This window comes from Lysinibacillus sp. NPDC092081 (assembly GCF_044755845.1).
GTDB lineage: Bacteria > Bacillota > Bacilli > Bacillales_A > Planococcaceae > Lysinibacillus.
Genome location: NZ_JBIVRU010000002.1, coordinates 26,823 through 43,707, shown reverse-complemented (window position 1 = coordinate 43,707; position 16,885 = coordinate 26,823). Strand labels below are relative to the sequence as shown.

Here is a 16,885-nt window from a genome sequence, read left to right as displayed (position 1 = left end):
ATCGAAATCTTAGTTGGTTTCAGCAGAAATGAAAAAAGTGCCCAAATATTGGACACTTTCTTCATTATTATTTAACTACGATATTAACAAGCTTACCTGGAATAACAATTACTTTTACTAAGTTTTTGCCTGCCATATACTCTTGTACTTTGTCATCTGCAAGTGCTACTTTTTCGATTTCTTCTTTTGAAGCGTCTTTCGCTACGATGATTTTTGCACGTACTTTGCCGGCAACTTGAACCGCGATTTCCACTTCATCATCAACAAGTTTAGACTCATCATATGTTGGCCATTGTGCATATGAAAGTGTTTCGCCATGACCTAATATCTGCCATAACTCTTCAGCAACGTGTGGAACCATTGGAGCTAGCATCTTCACAAAGCCTTCAGCGTAAGCGGTTGGAATAACATCCGCTTTGTAGCAATCATTGATGAATACCATCATTTGTGAAATAGCTGTATTGAAGCGAATACCTTCGTAATCCTCTGTCACTTTTTTCACAGTTTGATGATATGATTTTTCAAGAGTTTTGTCATCAGAAGCTTGAATTTTCGCAGCGATTGTACCATCTTCTTCATTGACAAATAGACGCCAAATACGATCTAAGAAGCGACGTGATCCGTCCAAGCCATTTGTTGACCATGCAACAGATGCTTCAAGTGGACCCATAAACATTTCATATAGACGTAAAGTATCAGCACCGTGTGATGAAATGATTTCATCAGGGTTAACGACATTGCCTTTTGATTTAGACATTTTTTCATTACCTTCACCAAGAATCATCCCTTGGTTAAATAATTTGTGGAATGGCTCTTTCGTGTGTACAACACCTAAATCGTATAATACTTTGTGCCAGAAGCGAGCGTATAGTAAGTGTAATACTGCATGCTCTGCCCCACCGATATAAATATCAACTGGTAACCAACGTTTCAGTAACTCAGGATCTGCAATTGCTTCTTTATTTGTTGGGTCAATATAACGTATGAAGTACCAGCTAGAACCTGCCCACTGTGGCATTGTGTTCGTTTCGCGACGACCTTTTTTGCCTGTTTCAGGATCAACAACATTTACCCACTCAGAAATATTCGCTAATGGCGATTCACCAGTGCCTGAAGGGCGAATATTATCTGTTTTCGGTAGCATTAATGGTAATTCTGATTCCGGTACTGGCGTCGTTGTACCATCTTCCCAATGAATCATAGGGATTGGCTCACCCCAGTAACGTTGACGAGAGAACAACCAATCGCGAAGACGGTAAGAGATTTTCTTCTCCCCAACACCTTTTTCCTCTAGCCATTCAATTGCCTTAGCAATACCGTCCTCTTTGTTTAAGCCATCAAGGAAGTCAGAGTTAATGTGCTTACTATCTCCTGTAAATGCTTCTTTACTAATGTCTCCACCTTCAAGAACAGGGATAATTTCTAAGCCAAATTCTGTTGCGAATTCATAGTCGCGCTCATCATGTGCTGGAACCGCCATGATAGCACCCGTACCATATGATACTAATACGTAGTCCGCAACCCAAATCGGCATTTTTTTACCGTTAATCGGATTCACTGCATAGGCACCTGTGAATACGCCTGTTTTTTCTTTCGCTAAATCTGTACGCTCTAAATCAGATTTCAATTTTACTTTATCTAAATAAGCTTCAACAGCTTGACTTTGTTCAGCAGTTGTAATTTGCTCCACTAATTGATGCTCAGGTGCAATAACACAGTATGTAGCACCAAATAATGTATCAGGACGAGTTGTAAACACTGTGAAGTTTTCATCTGTGCCATCTATACTAAATGTTACTTCTGCACCTTCCGAACGACCAATCCAGTTACGTTGCATATCCTTAATAGACTCTGGCCAATCAACTTCCTCTAAGTCATCGATTAAACGATCAGCATAAGCAGTAATTTTAAGCATCCATTGCTTCATCGGACGACGTTCTACAGGGTGACCACCACGCTCTGATTTTCCATCAATAACTTCTTCGTTTGCAAGTACTGTTCCAAGTGCTGGACACCAGTTTACAGCTACTTCATCTACATAGGCTAAGCCTTTTTTATAAAGTTGGATAAAGATCCATTGTGTCCATTTATAATATTCTGGATCTGTTGTGTTAATTTCACGATCCCAATCATAGCTAAAGCCTAGCTCTTGGATTTGACGCTTGAATGTCGCAATATTTTTCGCTGTAAATTCTGCTGGGTCATTTCCTGTATCAAGTGCATATTGTTCAGCTGGTAGACCGAATGCATCCCACCCCATAGGATGTAGGACGTTATAGCCTTGCATGCGCTTGAAGCGTGAAAGGATGTCTGTCGCTGTGTAGCCCTCTGGATGTCCTACATGAAGGCCAGCACCAGATGGGTATGGGAACATATCTAACGCATAAAATTTTGGTTTTTCTGTTTCATTTTCAGTTTTAAAAGTTTTATTATCAGCCCAATACTGCTGCCACTTTTTTTCGATTTGTTGATGATTAAAACTCATTATTTTTCCTCCTTTGAATATGTCATGCTCTTCATCTTATGAATTGACAAAATATTTAAAAAATAAAAAAACTCGTCCCTTTCTTTATTAGAAAGGGACGAGAGAATTCGTATCTCCCGCGGTACCACCCACATTAGTGATCACACTCGGCTCTTGCTTCCTTAACGCGGAAGGAACGGCACGCGCCTATTTCACGCGGGCAGACTCAGAAGGCGAGTTCAATTTGCTTTCCTACTAGCTCCCACCAACCGCTAGCTCTCTAAAAAGAACTACAAATTTACTATTCCTCATCACTGTCTTTACATGTATTGCATTTATTCTAATGGAAAGTACTGAAAAGCACAAGACTTTGTTTACATACTACCCAATATTGAACAATTCAATCCCTATTTGTTAGACTGCAGCTATTTTAAACTACGTGAAAGCTCCGTAAAGATGACCCCTAGCGCATAAGCACCAGCATCCGGATATCCTAGGCTTCTTTCACCAACTGTACCAGCACGGCCCATTCGAGCAACGATTTCTTTTGTATATTCTGCTCCTTTAACAGCGGCCATTGCCCCTGTTTCAAAAGCTGTTTTAAAATCCGTACCAGCTGCAGCGCTTTCTGACCAAGCATTTACACAAGGAACAAGCGCATCTACAAGTGTTTTATCGCCTACCTCTGCTCCTCTTCCGAAAGAGCGTTCTCCGATAGACTGTATACCTTTAAGCGTAGCTTGTAACATTTCAGCAAACTCTTCGACCGTTAATTCCGATTTTCCTTCTACAGCTTTACCCGCAGCTCGGAAGGCCCCGCCCCAAATTGGACCAGAAGCCCCTCCGCAATGTTCCATAATGATCATAGAACACGCATCAAGGAAAGTCCCAATATTTAAATGTTCTTGATCTAGAATCGAGCTCCATCCACTTTTTAATTGCTTAAATCCTTTAGCGACGCTCATTCCGAAATCGCCATCACCTGCATGGGTATCCAATTCGCAGAAAGGCACTTCGTTCTTAATAATAATTTCGCTCATTTTATCTACAAGATAAATCATATTGTTTAATGTGATTACCTCACTCTTGATGATAGCATGTTCTTCCGCAGTTTCCATCTCAAAGAAAACTTGCTTCTCTTCTACATGGTCATTAATATCTACGTATTCTACACTCTCGACCGGTCCATCTACTTTAAATGCAGGTGTATTACATTCTTTCGATAGTAATGTTTTCAGCTCATTATCTAGTTTCATTATTGTTAGCGAAATCCCAGCCATATCAATACTTGTCATGTAATTGCCGACAAACGTTCTATTGATTGGTATATTTCTTTTACTCAACTCTCTAGTCACTGCATTGTTAAACAGATAAAGTTCTTGAAGCGGTGTACCGCCGAATCCATTTACTAGAACAGCAATCTCAGCATCTTCATCTAGGCCTAAATCTTTCATAAGGTCATTTGTCATGCGGAAGGCTAATTCATCTGCAGTCATCATTTTTTCCCGTTTTCTTCCTGGCTCTCCATGAATACCGACGCCATATTCCATCTCATCTTCATCCAATTTGAAAGTTGGTGATCCACTAGCCGGAACCGTACAGGAAGTTAGTGCTAGACCAATTGTTCGAACATTTGCCGCTGCTTTTTCCGCTACAGCTTTGACCTGCAGCAAACCCATACCTTCTTCTGCTGCCGCACCCGCGATTTTATGCACTAACACAACTCCTGCAACGCCACGGCGTCCTACAGTATAAAGACTATCTTCTACTGCAATATCATCATCTACGCGGACATACTCTACTTGAATGCCATCCTCAGTAGCTAGGTGAGCACCATTTTTAAAGTTCATAATATCTCCACTGTAATTTTTAATAATGAGCAGTGTACCTTCTTTACTGGCTGTTGCCTTAATTGCTTGATATACCTGTATTTGTGAAGGAGAAGCAAAGACGTCACCGCATACCGCAGCATCCAGCATTCCTCTTCCTACTAATCCCGCATGTGCCGGTTCATGTCCACTTCCTCCACCGCTAATTAAAGTTACCTTATTTTCATTCATTTCTTTTTTCTTAATTACTTTATATTTTTTTAACAACTCAAGTTCCGGATGAGCCATAACCATCCCATTGCACATTTCCATAACGAGTGTTTCAGGTTGATTCATAATTTTTTTCATTTTTTATTCCTCCCCTGTAAGTACTGTTACATTATTCGCAGCCTATTCGTATCCATACTTCTATAATTATTCATAGAAAATTCCTGCTATGATATGATTTCTAGTATTTGAAAGCATATTCTTATTAATTATAGCAAAATGAAAGCGTTTTATCGCAGAAGGACACAAAATGAACGATTTGTTTAAAGACACTCACCTTACATTTACGAATAAATTTGCGGGGATGATTATAATGACCTCTCAGGCAGTTCATCTCCCACTCAACTTCTTTGCTTTCGCTAAATTATGAGGTGGGAGACTTGTACCTAATGCTTCACTTTCGGTACAGATTAATTACTGCCCCTTGATGCGGGATAAAGTGAAACTTTAAGCAGTGGGGATTTTCTCCATCCCCACTGCTTTATTAGTCTTCACCAATCGTGCAGTTAGGGGGCAGTTAATCTATTTACTGCCCCTTGATGCGGGATAATTCCTGACATTCACGAAAAGCAAAATGCTGACATCCAATGCATTTATTTGTATCTAAATAACTTAAAGCTTTATTAATCGCCTCTCCTGTACGCTGATAGAAATTCTCTTCACCAATTTCAGCATATAAGCCATTGTTTTGTAGTGCTAATTTCAATTCATCTTGCACACCTGTAACTAAAATGGTGCCACCCTGTGCTTCAAAATTCCGAATGATATTACCGAAATATGTTTCACCAGTTGAATCCATAAAAGGAACTTTACTCATGCGTAATATCAAAACTTTTTGTTGTTGATGAATGGAACTTACAATGGCCTGCTCAAAAGCTTGAGCTGCGCCAAAGAAAAGCGGCCCCTCAATTGTATAAATACTAATTTGTGGACAGTCACGCTTCTGATGAACAGCATGTGATTGCACTTTTCCACTCTTTAACGCATGGTCCGGTAATACCTTTGTTACTACAAGCTTTTCACTCATACGCTTCGCAAAAAGTACAACGGCTAACACAAGCCCCACCCCTACAGCTAATGTTAAACTTGTAAAAACAGTAAGAAGAAACGTAATGATTAAAACGAGAGAATCTCCTGTTTTTAATTTAACGATATGTGTAAAATGCTTTTGCTCACTCATATTCCAAGCTACAACCATTAAAACTGGAGCCATACTTGCTAAAGGAATATGTGAAGCAAAGGGCGCTAATAATAATAAAGTGACTAATACAAATACACCGTGAATAATACCTGATATTGGTGATACTGCACCTGTTTTAATATTTGTTGCAGTACGAGCAATAGCCCCCGTTGCAGGAATCCCTCCAAAGAAAGGAGTGACGATATTAGCAATTCCTTGACCAACAAGTTCTCGATTACTATTATGTTTTGTATTTGTCATGCCATCTGCTACAACTGCAGATAGAAGTGATTCAATTCCACCAAGCATGGCAATCACTAACGCTGGTCCAATAAGTAGTTGCATTCGCTCTAATGTGATTTCCGGAACGACAAAATTAGGTAATGTATTTGGAATTTGACCATAGGCTGTTGCTATTGTGGCAACTTGTCCAGAAAAAAAGAATGTTGCAACTAATGTAGAAACAACAATGCCTGCTAACGCCCCCGGAACTTTGGGTAAAACTTTCGGTGTTATTAAAATAATGATGAGACTAATGATTGCCGTTAAAACACTGTAAAAGTTTGTCGTACCAATATGCATAACAATTTCTTTTACATTGTCAATAAAATACTCGTGTCTTTTAATATTAGTTAAACCTAAGAAATTGGCAATTTGACCTGTAAATATAATAACTGCAATTCCTGCTGTAAAACCTATCGTCACGGGACGGGGAATAAATTTTATTAATGAGCCAAGTTTAAAAATACCCATCAAGCACAAAATAATCCCGGCCATTAATCCAGCAATTAGTAAATTTTCATAGCCATACGAAATGACTATCCCTAACAAAATTGGCACAAACGCACCTGTAGGTCCCCCGATTTGAAACTTCGAACCACCAAAAAGAGAAATAAGTATTCCAGCAATAAAAGCTGTATATATTCCATACTCAGGCTTAACACCTGACGCAATAGCAAAGGACATTGCCAGCGGTATTGCTACAATCCCGACAATAATCCCTGAAATTAAATCTTTCTTCAAATGATGAACAGAATATCCTTCATATCGCCCTGTAAACAGTGCCTTCATCTATAAATCTTCCCTTCAAAATAATAAGCAAGGTAAATGTTTCATAAAAACCCCAGTTTACAAAATTTACATATCATCTTCATTATTTTCGTTAATAGTCATTTCTTCTAACCTTGTAATTGTATTTATTAAATGATTGTTGAAAATATCTTTTGCTACACCAAGTAATTCTCCAATCATCGGATCGCTTAAAGAATAGTAAACTTTTTTCCCCTCTTTCGTCCCATACACAATATTTTTGCCTCGTAATACACTCAATTGCTGGGAAACAGCTGAGCCTTCTTTTTCTAAGCAGCTTTGAATTTCATTGACATTTTTTTTACCATCTACAAGTAATTCTAAAATTCTGATTCGTAATGGATGTGCCAAAGCTTTAAAAAAGTCTGCCTTAAATTGCTGCAAGCTCTCTTCCAAATAAATCCCTCCACGGAACTTCATTTTCATATATTCAAATATTTGAATATGTATGATTGATTGTACGCTACTATATGCTAACTTTCAATATCAAACATAAAAAAACGAACAAAAAACGTGTTTCCTACACGATTTTTGCTCGTTTTGAGAATATTTTTGTTAAATTTATCTATTAATCTGTCACTGTTTTATTCTTTCGTAAAGGATAATCATAGATAAGGCATGGAATAATCGCTAACAATACTATAATTACTAAGATTAATACGAGTACAATCATGCCAAACTGATCGACCATAATACCACCAAATAGAGGTCCAATCATACGACCTGTTGTTGCTGCACTATTAATAATTCCTTGATAAAAGCCCTGACGCCCTTTAGGTGCAAGTTGATTGGCGATGGTAGGTAACGCAGGCGTATAAAACATTTCACCAAAAGTTAACACAACCATTGCTGCTCCAAACATTTTAAAATCACTTGCAAATGCAATGATGCCAAAGGATATTGCGATAAGGGTCACGCCAAATACTAATTGACGCTTCAATTTATGTTCCCAACGTTTCACTAGCGGCGCAATTAGCGGTTGCCCTAAAACGATAAGTAGGCCATTAATAGTCCAAAGTAAGCTGTACTGTTTCAATCCTAATCCTAGATCTTGCGTATAGGAAGAAATCGTCGCACTCCATTGTGAATAAGCTAGCCAGCATAGTACAGAGGATGCGCTTATAATTAATAACGCATAAAACGGTGCTTTATTAATTATTCTCTTACTTTCACTCACGACATTCATTGGTGCAATGCTCTCCGCCTCTAATCGTTTAAAAGTAAAAAACGCTATAAAAAAGAACAAAATATACATGGCTAAGTTGACCTTAAAGACGTAGTCAAATTGGTAAGCAGCAACAACACCGGCAAGTGCAGGACCAATTGCCACTCCTAAATTTTGAGCTAAGTAAATTGCGTTAAAGGCCTTTCGTCCACCCTCAGGCCACGCAGTTCCAGCTAAAGCAAACATTCCTGGAAATACAATACCCCCACTAAAGCCCAGTATCGTTAAAATCCATACATAATGTGGCCAGCCGTGCCAAATCGTTAAAGCTATTAATGAAGCAATCGTTAACAGAATGCCTAGCATTGTTGATTTATAGCCACCTATTCTATCAAATAAATAACCACCTAAGAGATTTCCTATTACGCCAGCAGCAGAATTCAGCATCAACACAAAGCCAGCCATCGCAAGGGACTTCCCTAAATAATCGTGCAAATAAATGGCGTTTAAAGGCCATAAAAATGAGTTGCCTGTCGTGTTCACAAGCATTCCGATAATTAAAAACCAAACACTTTTTGGCATAAAATATCCTCCATTATTTCGCTACTCTAAATAGTTAGTTTATGTTGAAAAATACAAAAGTACAAGAAAAATAAATTTACTCTTTTTACATAGGCTTTAGAATATTTTTTGTGTAGTTTTTTTCGGCCATTCTCATGATTTACTCCGGTCGATGTACTTTTCGCTTGGCTATCCTCATCATTCGCTCAGGTCATTCACATAATATTAAATTCTTCCCTCATGACGGAAGCACTAGCACGTGATAAAATATAATGTTAGAGGAGTGAAATAAATGACAGAAACAAACTTTCCTTTTCCTTCAGATGGGAAAAGATATTATACATGGAATCGATATTTACGTGAGCAATTCGGTCATAAAGTTTTTAAGGTAGCACTAGACGCGGGCTTTGACTGCCCAAATCGTGATGGTACCGTTGCCTTCGGAGGTTGTACGTTTTGTAGTGCAGCAGGTTCTGGTGATTTCGCAGGCAATAAAGTTGATCCTATCGAGGTGCAATTTGCTGAAATACGTGACAAAATGCATCAAAAATGGAAGGACGGCAAATATATGGCCTACTTCCAAGCGTATACAAATACACATGCACCACTACCAGTATTAAAAGAAAAATTTGAAGCAGCCTTAGCCCAAGAAGGTGTTGTTGGATTATCTATCGCGACGCGCCCAGACTGTCTGCCAGATGATGTAGTTGAATATTTAGCTGAATTAAACGAGCGCACCTATTTATGGATTGAGCTCGGACTTCAAACTGTGCATGAAAAAACAGCAAATCTTATCAACCGTGCCCACGACTATGCAACATATGTGGAAGGTGTTGAAAAGCTACGAAAGCATGGTATTCGTGTTTGCTCGCACATAATTAATGGCCTTCCTCTTGAAGACTATGACATGATGATGGAAACTGCTCGTGAAGTCGCAAAGCTTGATGTACAAGGCATTAAAATTCATTTACTACACCTTTTAAAAGGGACACCAATGGTTAAGCAATACGAAAAGGGCATGTTAGAATTTTTAGATCAGGACATTTACACAAAGTTAGTAGCAGATCAGCTTGAAATTCTACCACCAGATATGGTTATTCACCGTATCACAGGTGATGGACCAATTGATTTAATGATTGGCCCTATGTGGAGTGTTAATAAATGGGAAGTATTAAATGGAATTGATGCAGAGCTTGAACGCCGTGGAAGCTGGCAAGGGAAATTTTATCAAGCTGAGGTTACGAAATGAAGCTACAACGCGTTTTACAATATGCACAACAGCTGATAAAAGATACAGTTGAAGAGGGCGACACTGTAGTGGATGCCACAGCAGGAAACGGCCACGACACATTATTTTTAGCACAGCTTGTCGGCGATGAAGGTCAAGTATACGCCTTTGATGTTCAAAAGAGTGCTGTTGATGCGACTCTCCATCGCCTTTTAGACAATGGCTTAGAGCATCGTGCACTTGTTTTACATAGAGGGCATGAAGAAGTAGCCAACTATGTGCACAAGCCAGTAGCTGCTGCAATTTTCAATCTTGGTTATTTGCCTGGTAGTAATCACGACATCGTTACACAGTCAAATACTACGATACAAGCCATTGAAGATTTGCTAAAGCTGCTCAAAATCGGTGGTCTTATTGTCCTTGTCATTTATCATGGTCATCAGGGTGGTAAGGAAGAACGAGATGCTGTGATAGAATATGTGAGTCAACTTCCCCAAAAATATGTGCACGTATTAAAATACGAGTTTCTAAATCAACAAAATGATCCTCCCTTTGTGATTGCTTTAGAAAAAATGAAAGATCACTCGTTAAGTTAGATCGTTTCAATATCAAAATTTATTTAAGGCATGATTCCGATGGAGCATTGGAATCATGCCTTTTTATTTAGAAAAAAAATATCCCCCGATGGCGCGGGGGATGGGAGGAGTACTTAACTTTTACTTTCATGTCAAATTACCTTAATTAACTTTAGCTAGTTAGATTTTAAAAGTGTTTGTTGTTTCATTGCATCCACATATCGTTGATTGACTTTTTCCCAATCGACAGTATTCCACCAATTCGTAACAAATTCAGGCCGGCGATTTTGATATTTCAAATAATATGCATGTTCCCATACATCAATAATGAGTAGAGGAATTTTCCCTTCTTTTAAAGGTGTGTCTTGGTTAGCTGTACTCATAATGGTTAATTGTTCACCATCCAGCACTAGCCATCCATATCCACTTCCAAAGCGAGTAATGGCTGCTTTAGAAAGCTGATCCTGAAAATTATCAAACGTTTTAAAATGATAATCAATCGCCTTTCCAATATCAGCATTTGCCTCACCACCACCATCGGGACTCATCAAATCCCAAAATAAACTGTGGCAATAGTGTCCTCCACCATTATTTTGGACGGCTGTTTGAATGTCAGCTGGAAGTACATCAAGATTGCTTAATAAATCTTCCAACGACTGATTTTGTAAATCCTTATGACCTTCTAAGGCTACATTTAAATTATTTACATACGTAGCATGATGCTTAGAATGATGGATTTCCAACGTTCTAGCATCAATATAGGGCTCCAACTGATCATAATCATATGATAGTTTCGGTAAATGGAACACGGTCATTTTTTCACCCCCTCCCAAAAAGTTTCTTAAAGGAAAGATAATTTCCTTAAGACAAAATATACCTTCTTTTTCTATTGCCGTCAATAGAAATTTTTTTATAAAACAAAAAAGCTATCTAATAGAATGTTTCATCTATTAGATAGCTTTCTCGTTATTGTCTATTTATTTTTACGTTTTTCATTATAATCCACCCAGAAATCTGCACCTTTAATTCCTAGTTTACGAGGATCAAAAACAGGATCTTTTCCTTCTTTTTTCTGTTTCTCATAATCCTTTAATGCGACTATAGCAGGCTTCATAATAATTAAAATCGCTATAACGTTAATCCAAACCATTAAGCCAAGTCCAACATCCCCCATAGCCCAAGCAAGATCGGATGTGCGGATTGTACCGTAAAACGCAGAAATTAAAATTGCAAATTTAGCCAGCCATATGACGACTTTTTCAGTAGCTCCTGAGAATAGATAAGCCACATTTGTTTCGGCAATGTAGTAGTATGCCATAATTGTCGTAAAAGCAAAGAAGAATAATGCAATCGCTACGAATGGTCCCCCAAAACCTGGTAATGAAGAGTCAACTGCATATTGTGTGTATGCTGCGCCTTCTTTAATACTTTTCGCAAATGTGATTTGTTCTTCTCCAGATAATCCACCTTTATTGAAATCTCCAACATAAACATATGAATCAGCACCCGCTTTTTCATCGTGTACATTATACATACCAGTAAATAAAATCATAAATGCTGTAGCTGTACAGATTAATAAAGTATCAATATATACAGAAGCTGCTTGGACGATACCTTGTTTAGCAGGGTGTGATACTTCTGCAGCCGCTGCCGGATGCGCACCTGTCCCTTGACCTGCTTCATTTGAATAAATACCGCGTTTAACCCCCCATGCAATAGCGGAACCAATAATACCACCAAAGATTTCTTGTGCACCAAATGCGCTAGAAAAAATTAATGAAAATACAGCTGGTACTTCTTTAATATTCATTGCAATAATGATGATGGCCATCAGAATATATGCTAATGCCATAAACGGTACAATGATCTGTGCAGCATTGGCAATCCATTTAATCCCACCGATAATAATAGTACCTAATAAGACGACAATAATAAGTCCTGTAATCCAAGTCTTAACATCGAAAGCGTTTTCAACCGCTGTCGCAATTGCATTCGATTGAACACCCGGCATCAAAACTAACATGGCAGCTAATGCGGCAACAGCAAAAATAACTGCAAACCACTTTTGCCCCATTCCTTTTTCTATGTAAAAAGCTGGCCCACCACGATATTCTGTATCTTTCTCTTCTTTATAAATTTGAGCCAATGTCGACTCAACGTAAGCAGTTGCCGCACCGATAAAGGCGATTGCCCACATCCAAAAAACAGCCCCAGGTCCCCCCATCCCGATTGCTGTAGCTGTACCGGCAATATTACCTGTTCCTACTCGACCAGATAATGCGATAGACATCGCCTGGAAAGATGAAATCCCCTTTTCTGATTTTTCGCCTTTAAACATTAAAACAAACATATCTTTAATGTGTCTTACTTGTAGGAACCGTGTAATGATTGAAAAAAAGAGGCCTATTAACAAAATGCCATAAATAAACCACGGTCCCCATAAAATCTCATTAATTTTCCCAACAATCGTTTCCATTTTACCCCTCCGATTTGAAAAATATTACTTTAAGTCATTATAGTATTACATTTTTCAGAAAATTACAATATTATATTCAAGTAACGAAAAGTTAGTTATTTTTCTAGTTAATTGGAGAGGTAATTCACTATTCAATTATATAGCCAATTCTTCGAAGAGCATTATTAATAAAATCACGTATATAAACAAAAATCTCGTCACGCTCTACTTCATGAAATAGATTATGATAACAGTTTGCCCATTCTTTGAATTGAAACTCTGTAAATTCCATCTGATGTAGCCAGTTACGTGTTTGTTTAGTTTCAGTAATATTATCTTTTTCAGCTGTCATAACTAACATAGGCATATTAGGGAATTCAGCCTTAGGCAATAACACTAAATTGCGCATCATTTGCTGTAGTTCTCGATACCATTTCACTGAAACGACTGACGAAAAGGGAACCTCATCCTTCATCTCATCTCTACCTTCTAAACTGCGCGTTAATGCTTCTAATGTAATTTCATGGGTCAGCTTCACATTTGCAGTCAGGGCACTTAAACTAGTTAAAGCATTTGATAGTTTACCTGGCAATAGCTTTAAATGAAGCCAAGGTGAAGTTAAGATAATCCCTGCGCATTCATATTTTCGTTTTTGCATGGTATGTAGTAATAGTGTCGCACCAAGCCCATGTCCTATTAAAAAGACAGGTAAATTATACGAAAAAGCATTCTCCATTAAATGCCTTGTATATTTATTGTATTCTTTAAAATCTTCATCGTGAACACGAGAAAATCCTACATTTACTCCATGGTTAGGTAAATCCCCCATGACTATGTGGAAGCCTTCCAATCTAAGTTTTTCTATAAGCCATGCATACCATCGGTGATTTTCATATGCACCATGAAGAATAGCAACCACAGCCTTTGCTTGTCCATCAGCTTCCCATTTCCACATTTCACATAGTCCTCCTAAAAAAATAATTACACAATGATTATATCGGAATATCTAGCTCATTTTAATTTTATATTTCCATCAAGTTGCGTATTTGATACGATAATATTACATCATAGAAAGAAAAGAGGCGATCCTTATGATCTATCCATTTAAAGGTAAAATACCCAATATCGATCCATCTGTTTTTATTGCCGATTATGCAACCGTTACTGGTGACGTTACAATAGGTGCTGAAACAACAATTTGGTTTAACACAGTTATTCGAGGGGATGTATCACCAACAATTATCGGAAAACGAGTTAGTATTCAAGACCTCTGTTGCTTACATCAAAGCCCTAAATATCCGCTCATTATTGAAGATGAAGTAACAGTCGGACATCAAGTAACTTTACATAGCTGTACGATTCGTAAAAAAGCCTTAATAGGTATGGGCTCTATAGTATTAGACGGAGCGGAGATTGGAGAGGGTGCATTCATTGGGGCGGGTAGTCTTGTACCTCCTGGCAAAGTCATTCCTCCAAATAGCTTAGCATTAGGTCGTCCTGCAAAGGTTGTAAGAGAATTAAATGATGAAGATAAGGAAGATATGGAACGCATCATACGTGAATATATAGAAAAAGGACAATACTATAAATCACTTCAAACAGAAAATAAATAGCTATTTCAACAGCTCCACGTTTGCTTGAACAACCGAGCCATACATAATTATGATTAGGAGCTTCTCTTTTTCGATAAAAACAGCAAAAGGGGCTATTAGAATGTTGAGCCCCTTTCTGTAATAGTATTTTAAAATATTTTTTCAGCTCTTCATTACTTTAGCTGAATAGCTTATAAGCCTGCTTTTTCTTTTAATGCATCAGCTTTGTCTGTTTGTTCCCAAGGTACATTTAAGTCTGTACGACCGAAGTGACCATATGCTGCAGTTTGCTTATAAATAGGGCGACGAAGGTTAAGCATTTTAATAATCCCTGCTGGGCGTAGATCAAATAGCTCGCGTACCCATTTTACAATTTCACTTTCCGTAACTTTTCCTGTCCCAAATGTATCAACAGCAATAGATACAGGTTGAGCAACACCAATCGCATAAGCTAGTTGTACTTCAGCTCGTTCTGCTAAACCAGCTGCTACGATATTTTTTGCCACATAGCGTGCTGCATATGCCGCTGAACGGTCTACCTTAGTTGCGTCCTTACCAGAGAAAGCACCTCCACCATGACGTGCATAGCCACCGTATGTATCAACGATGATTTTACGTCCAGTTAGACCAGCATCCCCTTTTGGACCACCAATTACGAATCGGCCAGTTGGGTTGATGAAATATTTAGTATTGGCATCTAGTAATTCACTTGAAACAACTGGAGCAATAACGAATTCTTTTACGTCTGCTTGAATTTGCTCAAGTGTAGCTTCTTCGTCATGCTGTGTTGAAATTACAATCGTATCCACGCGCACTGGTACATTGTTTTCATCATATTCAATCGTTACTTGTGTTTTTCCGTCTGGACGTAAATATGCTAGTTCACCAGATTTACGTACTTCCGTTAAACGACGAGCCAGTTTATGCGCTAAACTAATTGGTAATGGCATAAGCTCTGGCGTTTCGTTACATGCATAACCGAACATTAAGCCTTGGTCACCTGCACCAATTGCTTCAATGTCAGCATCTGTCATAGAGCCTTCACGCGCCTCTAATGCTTGGTCAACACCTTGAGCAATATCAGGTGATTGCTCACCAATAGCAACAAGTACTGCTAGGTTTTCAGCATCAAAGCCATACTTTCCACGTGTATAACCGATTTCTGCTACAGTATCACGAACGATACCTTTAATATCTACATAAGTAGAAGTAGTAATTTCTCCTGCTACTAAAACTAAGCCTGTTGTTACTGTTGTTTCACACGCTACACGCGCGTTTGGATCTTCTACTAAAATAGCATCTAAAATGGCATCCGAGATTTGATCACAAATTTTGTCTGGATGTCCTTCTGTTACACTCTCTGATGTAAACAGTCGACGGTTTGTCATTTGGTTTCCTCCTATTACTTACTGCGAATTAATACGGTACTCATTACCCATGTCAAGTCCGCCCCTATGGATTGGACTCTCAAGCCGTTGTTGCTGTCGTTTTACTTTTGCACAAATATACAGCTGCCGCTCTTAACACGAGGTTTTCGAAAGATCCGTCATTATAATAAGGAAAGGACTATATGCTTACCTTTACATTCGTTTTTAACAATAAAAAAATCCTTTTCTCACGCTTACTTAACATGAGGAAAGGAATAATGACTTCGTAACCTTTCACTCTTATCGTTCAAGGGGCTTTCCCTTGCATCAGGTTGGCACCAGCGCATGTCGTGAAATAGTTCATGCAGGTTGCCGGGTTTCACAGGGCCTGACCCTCCACCAGCTCGGGATAAGAGTATCCGTTCAATATCTCATAATACGTAAAAGGTAGAACGTTGTCAAATATTTTTAGCTTCTTTCAGCGAGTGTCCAAACATCCGCTGAACCTGTGGCATTACCGAAATGACCGACATCGTATCGGCCCTCATGTTGTTGCCGCTACGTTAGCACTGCGCTTTCGCACAATAAACAACTGATGGCCAAAGCACAAAGCCGATTCTGGACGCAATTATGCCAAGGTATAATTGATTGTATTCTTATAAAGAAAGTATGGGATTAAACAAGAAACTAATTTGGATTATGCTGTAATTTGAAACAAAATAATCCCTATTCTCCACCTCACATCATGTGTTAACATATGTGTGACCCCTTTAAAGCACATTTTGTAGCTACAGAACATGTGGTGGATGAATATGATTGTAGCCTCATTTCAGTTGACGACAAACCCCAACTGATAAAAAACCAGCTAAGACTTCACATCCTGTGCGAACCTCATGTTAGTTAAGAGCTTCCAAACGCAATTTTGCTGTGTCGAAAGTGATTGTGTGATCACTTATTATAGGGTAAAAAACATTATCAAAACGAATCAATTTACTTTTTGTCGTTTTCTTGAAAAGTAATAAAATCTGAAAAATAATTTCCGAATTAGTATAGATTATTTAAGCAATTGTGTTATACTATTTTTGAAATTAAGAAAATCTCCCTCGACTCTAG

12 protein-coding genes, 1 riboswitch and 1 other annotated feature are annotated in these 16,885 nt (G+C 38.4%); of the genes, 3 read left to right on the top strand and 9 right to left on the bottom strand.

The window, feature by feature from the left end; translation table 11 throughout:
• Window positions 1-67 precede the first annotated feature (67 nt).
• The 5 genes from leuS to ACIQLB_RS05040 form a co-directional block, all read right to left on the bottom strand.
• On the bottom strand, window positions 68-2,485 hold the full coding sequence (gene leuS, locus ACIQLB_RS05060) for a leucine--tRNA ligase (RefSeq protein ID WP_400721837.1): 2,418 nt from the start codon (window positions 2,483-2,485) through the stop codon (window positions 68-70).
• Window positions 2,486-2,575: 90 nt separating this feature from the next.
• Window positions 2,576-2,788: a binding site (T-box leader), on the bottom strand.
• 101 nt (window positions 2,789-2,889) lie between these two features.
• Window positions 2,890-4,641, bottom strand: a complete 1,752-nt coding sequence (gene dhaK, locus ACIQLB_RS05055) for a dihydroxyacetone kinase subunit DhaK (RefSeq protein ID WP_400721834.1) — start codon at window positions 4,639-4,641, stop codon at window positions 2,890-2,892.
• 445 nt (window positions 4,642-5,086) lie between these two features.
• Window positions 5,087-6,811, bottom strand: a complete 1,725-nt coding sequence (locus ACIQLB_RS05050) for a SulP family inorganic anion transporter (RefSeq protein ID WP_400721831.1) — start codon at window positions 6,809-6,811, stop codon at window positions 5,087-5,089.
• A 66-nt stretch (window positions 6,812-6,877) separates the two neighbouring features.
• A complete protein-coding gene (locus ACIQLB_RS05045) occupies window positions 6,878-7,225 on the bottom strand; it encodes an ArsR/SmtB family transcription factor (protein WP_400721828.1) in 348 nt (115 codons plus the stop codon).
• 172 nt (window positions 7,226-7,397) lie between these two features.
• Window positions 7,398-8,576 carry an MDR family MFS transporter gene (locus ACIQLB_RS05040; protein WP_400721825.1) on the bottom strand — a complete coding sequence of 393 codons (1,179 nt, stop codon included), beginning with the start codon at window positions 8,574-8,576 and terminating at the stop codon, window positions 7,398-7,400.
• Window positions 8,577-8,847: 271 nt separating this feature from the next.
• Between ACIQLB_RS05040 and mnmL the strand changes: the two genes are divergently transcribed.
• A complete protein-coding gene (gene mnmL, locus ACIQLB_RS05035) occupies window positions 8,848-9,804 on the top strand; it encodes a tRNA modification radical SAM protein MnmL/YtqA (RefSeq protein ID WP_400721822.1) in 957 nt (318 codons plus the stop codon).
• Window positions 9,801-10,379 (top strand): tRNA 5-(aminomethyl)-2-thiouridylate-methyltransferase MnmM, encoded by a 579-nt coding sequence (gene mnmM / locus ACIQLB_RS05030; RefSeq protein ID WP_400721819.1) that lies wholly within the window; start codon window positions 9,801-9,803, stop codon window positions 10,377-10,379. Before mnmL ends, mnmM begins: the two co-directional genes overlap by 4 nt.
• Window positions 10,380-10,534: 155 nt before the next feature.
• On the opposite strand, the gene ACIQLB_RS05025 is transcribed toward mnmM, so the two are convergent.
• The 3 genes from ACIQLB_RS05025 to ACIQLB_RS05015 all read right to left on the bottom strand — a co-directional run bounded on the left by ACIQLB_RS05025 (window position 10,535) and on the right by ACIQLB_RS05015 (window position 13,768).
• Complete coding sequence (locus ACIQLB_RS05025; RefSeq protein ID WP_400721816.1) at window positions 10,535-11,173, bottom strand: superoxide dismutase; 639 nt, start codon at window positions 11,171-11,173, stop codon at window positions 10,535-10,537.
• Between the two features lie 158 nt (window positions 11,174-11,331).
• Complete coding sequence (locus ACIQLB_RS05020) at window positions 11,332-12,834, bottom strand: alanine/glycine:cation symporter family protein (protein ID WP_400721812.1); 1,503 nt, start codon at window positions 12,832-12,834, stop codon at window positions 11,332-11,334.
• A gap of 127 nt (window positions 12,835-12,961) precedes the next feature.
• On the bottom strand, window positions 12,962-13,768 hold the full coding sequence (locus ACIQLB_RS05015) for an alpha/beta hydrolase (protein WP_400721809.1): 807 nt from the start codon (window positions 13,766-13,768) through the stop codon (window positions 12,962-12,964).
• A 136-nt stretch (window positions 13,769-13,904) separates the two neighbouring features.
• On the opposite strand from ACIQLB_RS05015, the gene ACIQLB_RS05010 reads away from it, so the two are divergent.
• The gene (locus ACIQLB_RS05010; protein WP_400721806.1) at window positions 13,905-14,426 is read left to right on the top strand and encodes a gamma carbonic anhydrase; all 522 of its coding nucleotides are present in this window, start codon (window positions 13,905-13,907) and stop codon (window positions 14,424-14,426) included.
• Window positions 14,427-14,596: 170 nt separating this feature from the next.
• On the opposite strand, the gene metK is transcribed toward ACIQLB_RS05010, so the two are convergent.
• Complete coding sequence (gene metK, locus ACIQLB_RS05005) at window positions 14,597-15,793, bottom strand: methionine adenosyltransferase (protein WP_400721803.1); 1,197 nt, start codon at window positions 15,791-15,793, stop codon at window positions 14,597-14,599.
• A gap of 276 nt (window positions 15,794-16,069) precedes the next feature.
• Window positions 16,070-16,188: riboswitch (SAM riboswitch) on the bottom strand.
• Between the last annotated feature and the right edge of the window lie 697 nt (window positions 16,189-16,885).

Bases quoted from the DNA above. Each gene is read 5' to 3' on its own strand.
- metK (WP_400721803.1), bottom strand. From the start codon at position 15,793: ATGACAAACCGTCGACTGTTTACATCAGAGAGTGTAACAGAAGGACAT.
- ACIQLB_RS05040 (WP_400721825.1), bottom strand. From the start codon at position 8,576: ATGCCAAAAAGTGTTTGGTTTTTAATTATCGGAATGCTTGTGAACACG.
- mnmL (WP_400721822.1), top strand. From the start codon at position 8,848: ATGACAGAAACAAACTTTCCTTTTCCTTCAGATGGGAAAAGATATTAT.
- ACIQLB_RS05025 (WP_400721816.1), bottom strand. From the start codon at position 11,173: ATGACCGTGTTCCATTTACCGAAACTATCATATGATTATGATCAGTTG.
- dhaK (WP_400721834.1), bottom strand. From the start codon at position 4,641: ATGAAAAAAATTATGAATCAACCTGAAACACTCGTTATGGAAATGTGC.
- ACIQLB_RS05050 (WP_400721831.1), bottom strand. From the start codon at position 6,811: ATGAAGGCACTGTTTACAGGGCGATATGAAGGATATTCTGTTCATCAT.
- ACIQLB_RS05010 (WP_400721806.1), top strand. From the start codon at position 13,905: ATGATCTATCCATTTAAAGGTAAAATACCCAATATCGATCCATCTGTT.
- ACIQLB_RS05020 (WP_400721812.1), bottom strand. From the start codon at position 12,834: ATGGAAACGATTGTTGGGAAAATTAATGAGATTTTATGGGGACCGTGG.
- ACIQLB_RS05015 (WP_400721809.1), bottom strand. From the start codon at position 13,768: ATGTGGAAATGGGAAGCTGATGGACAAGCAAAGGCTGTGGTTGCTATT.
- mnmM (WP_400721819.1), top strand. From the start codon at position 9,801: ATGAAGCTACAACGCGTTTTACAATATGCACAACAGCTGATAAAAGAT.
- leuS (WP_400721837.1), bottom strand. From the start codon at position 2,485: ATGAGTTTTAATCATCAACAAATCGAAAAAAAGTGGCAGCAGTATTGG.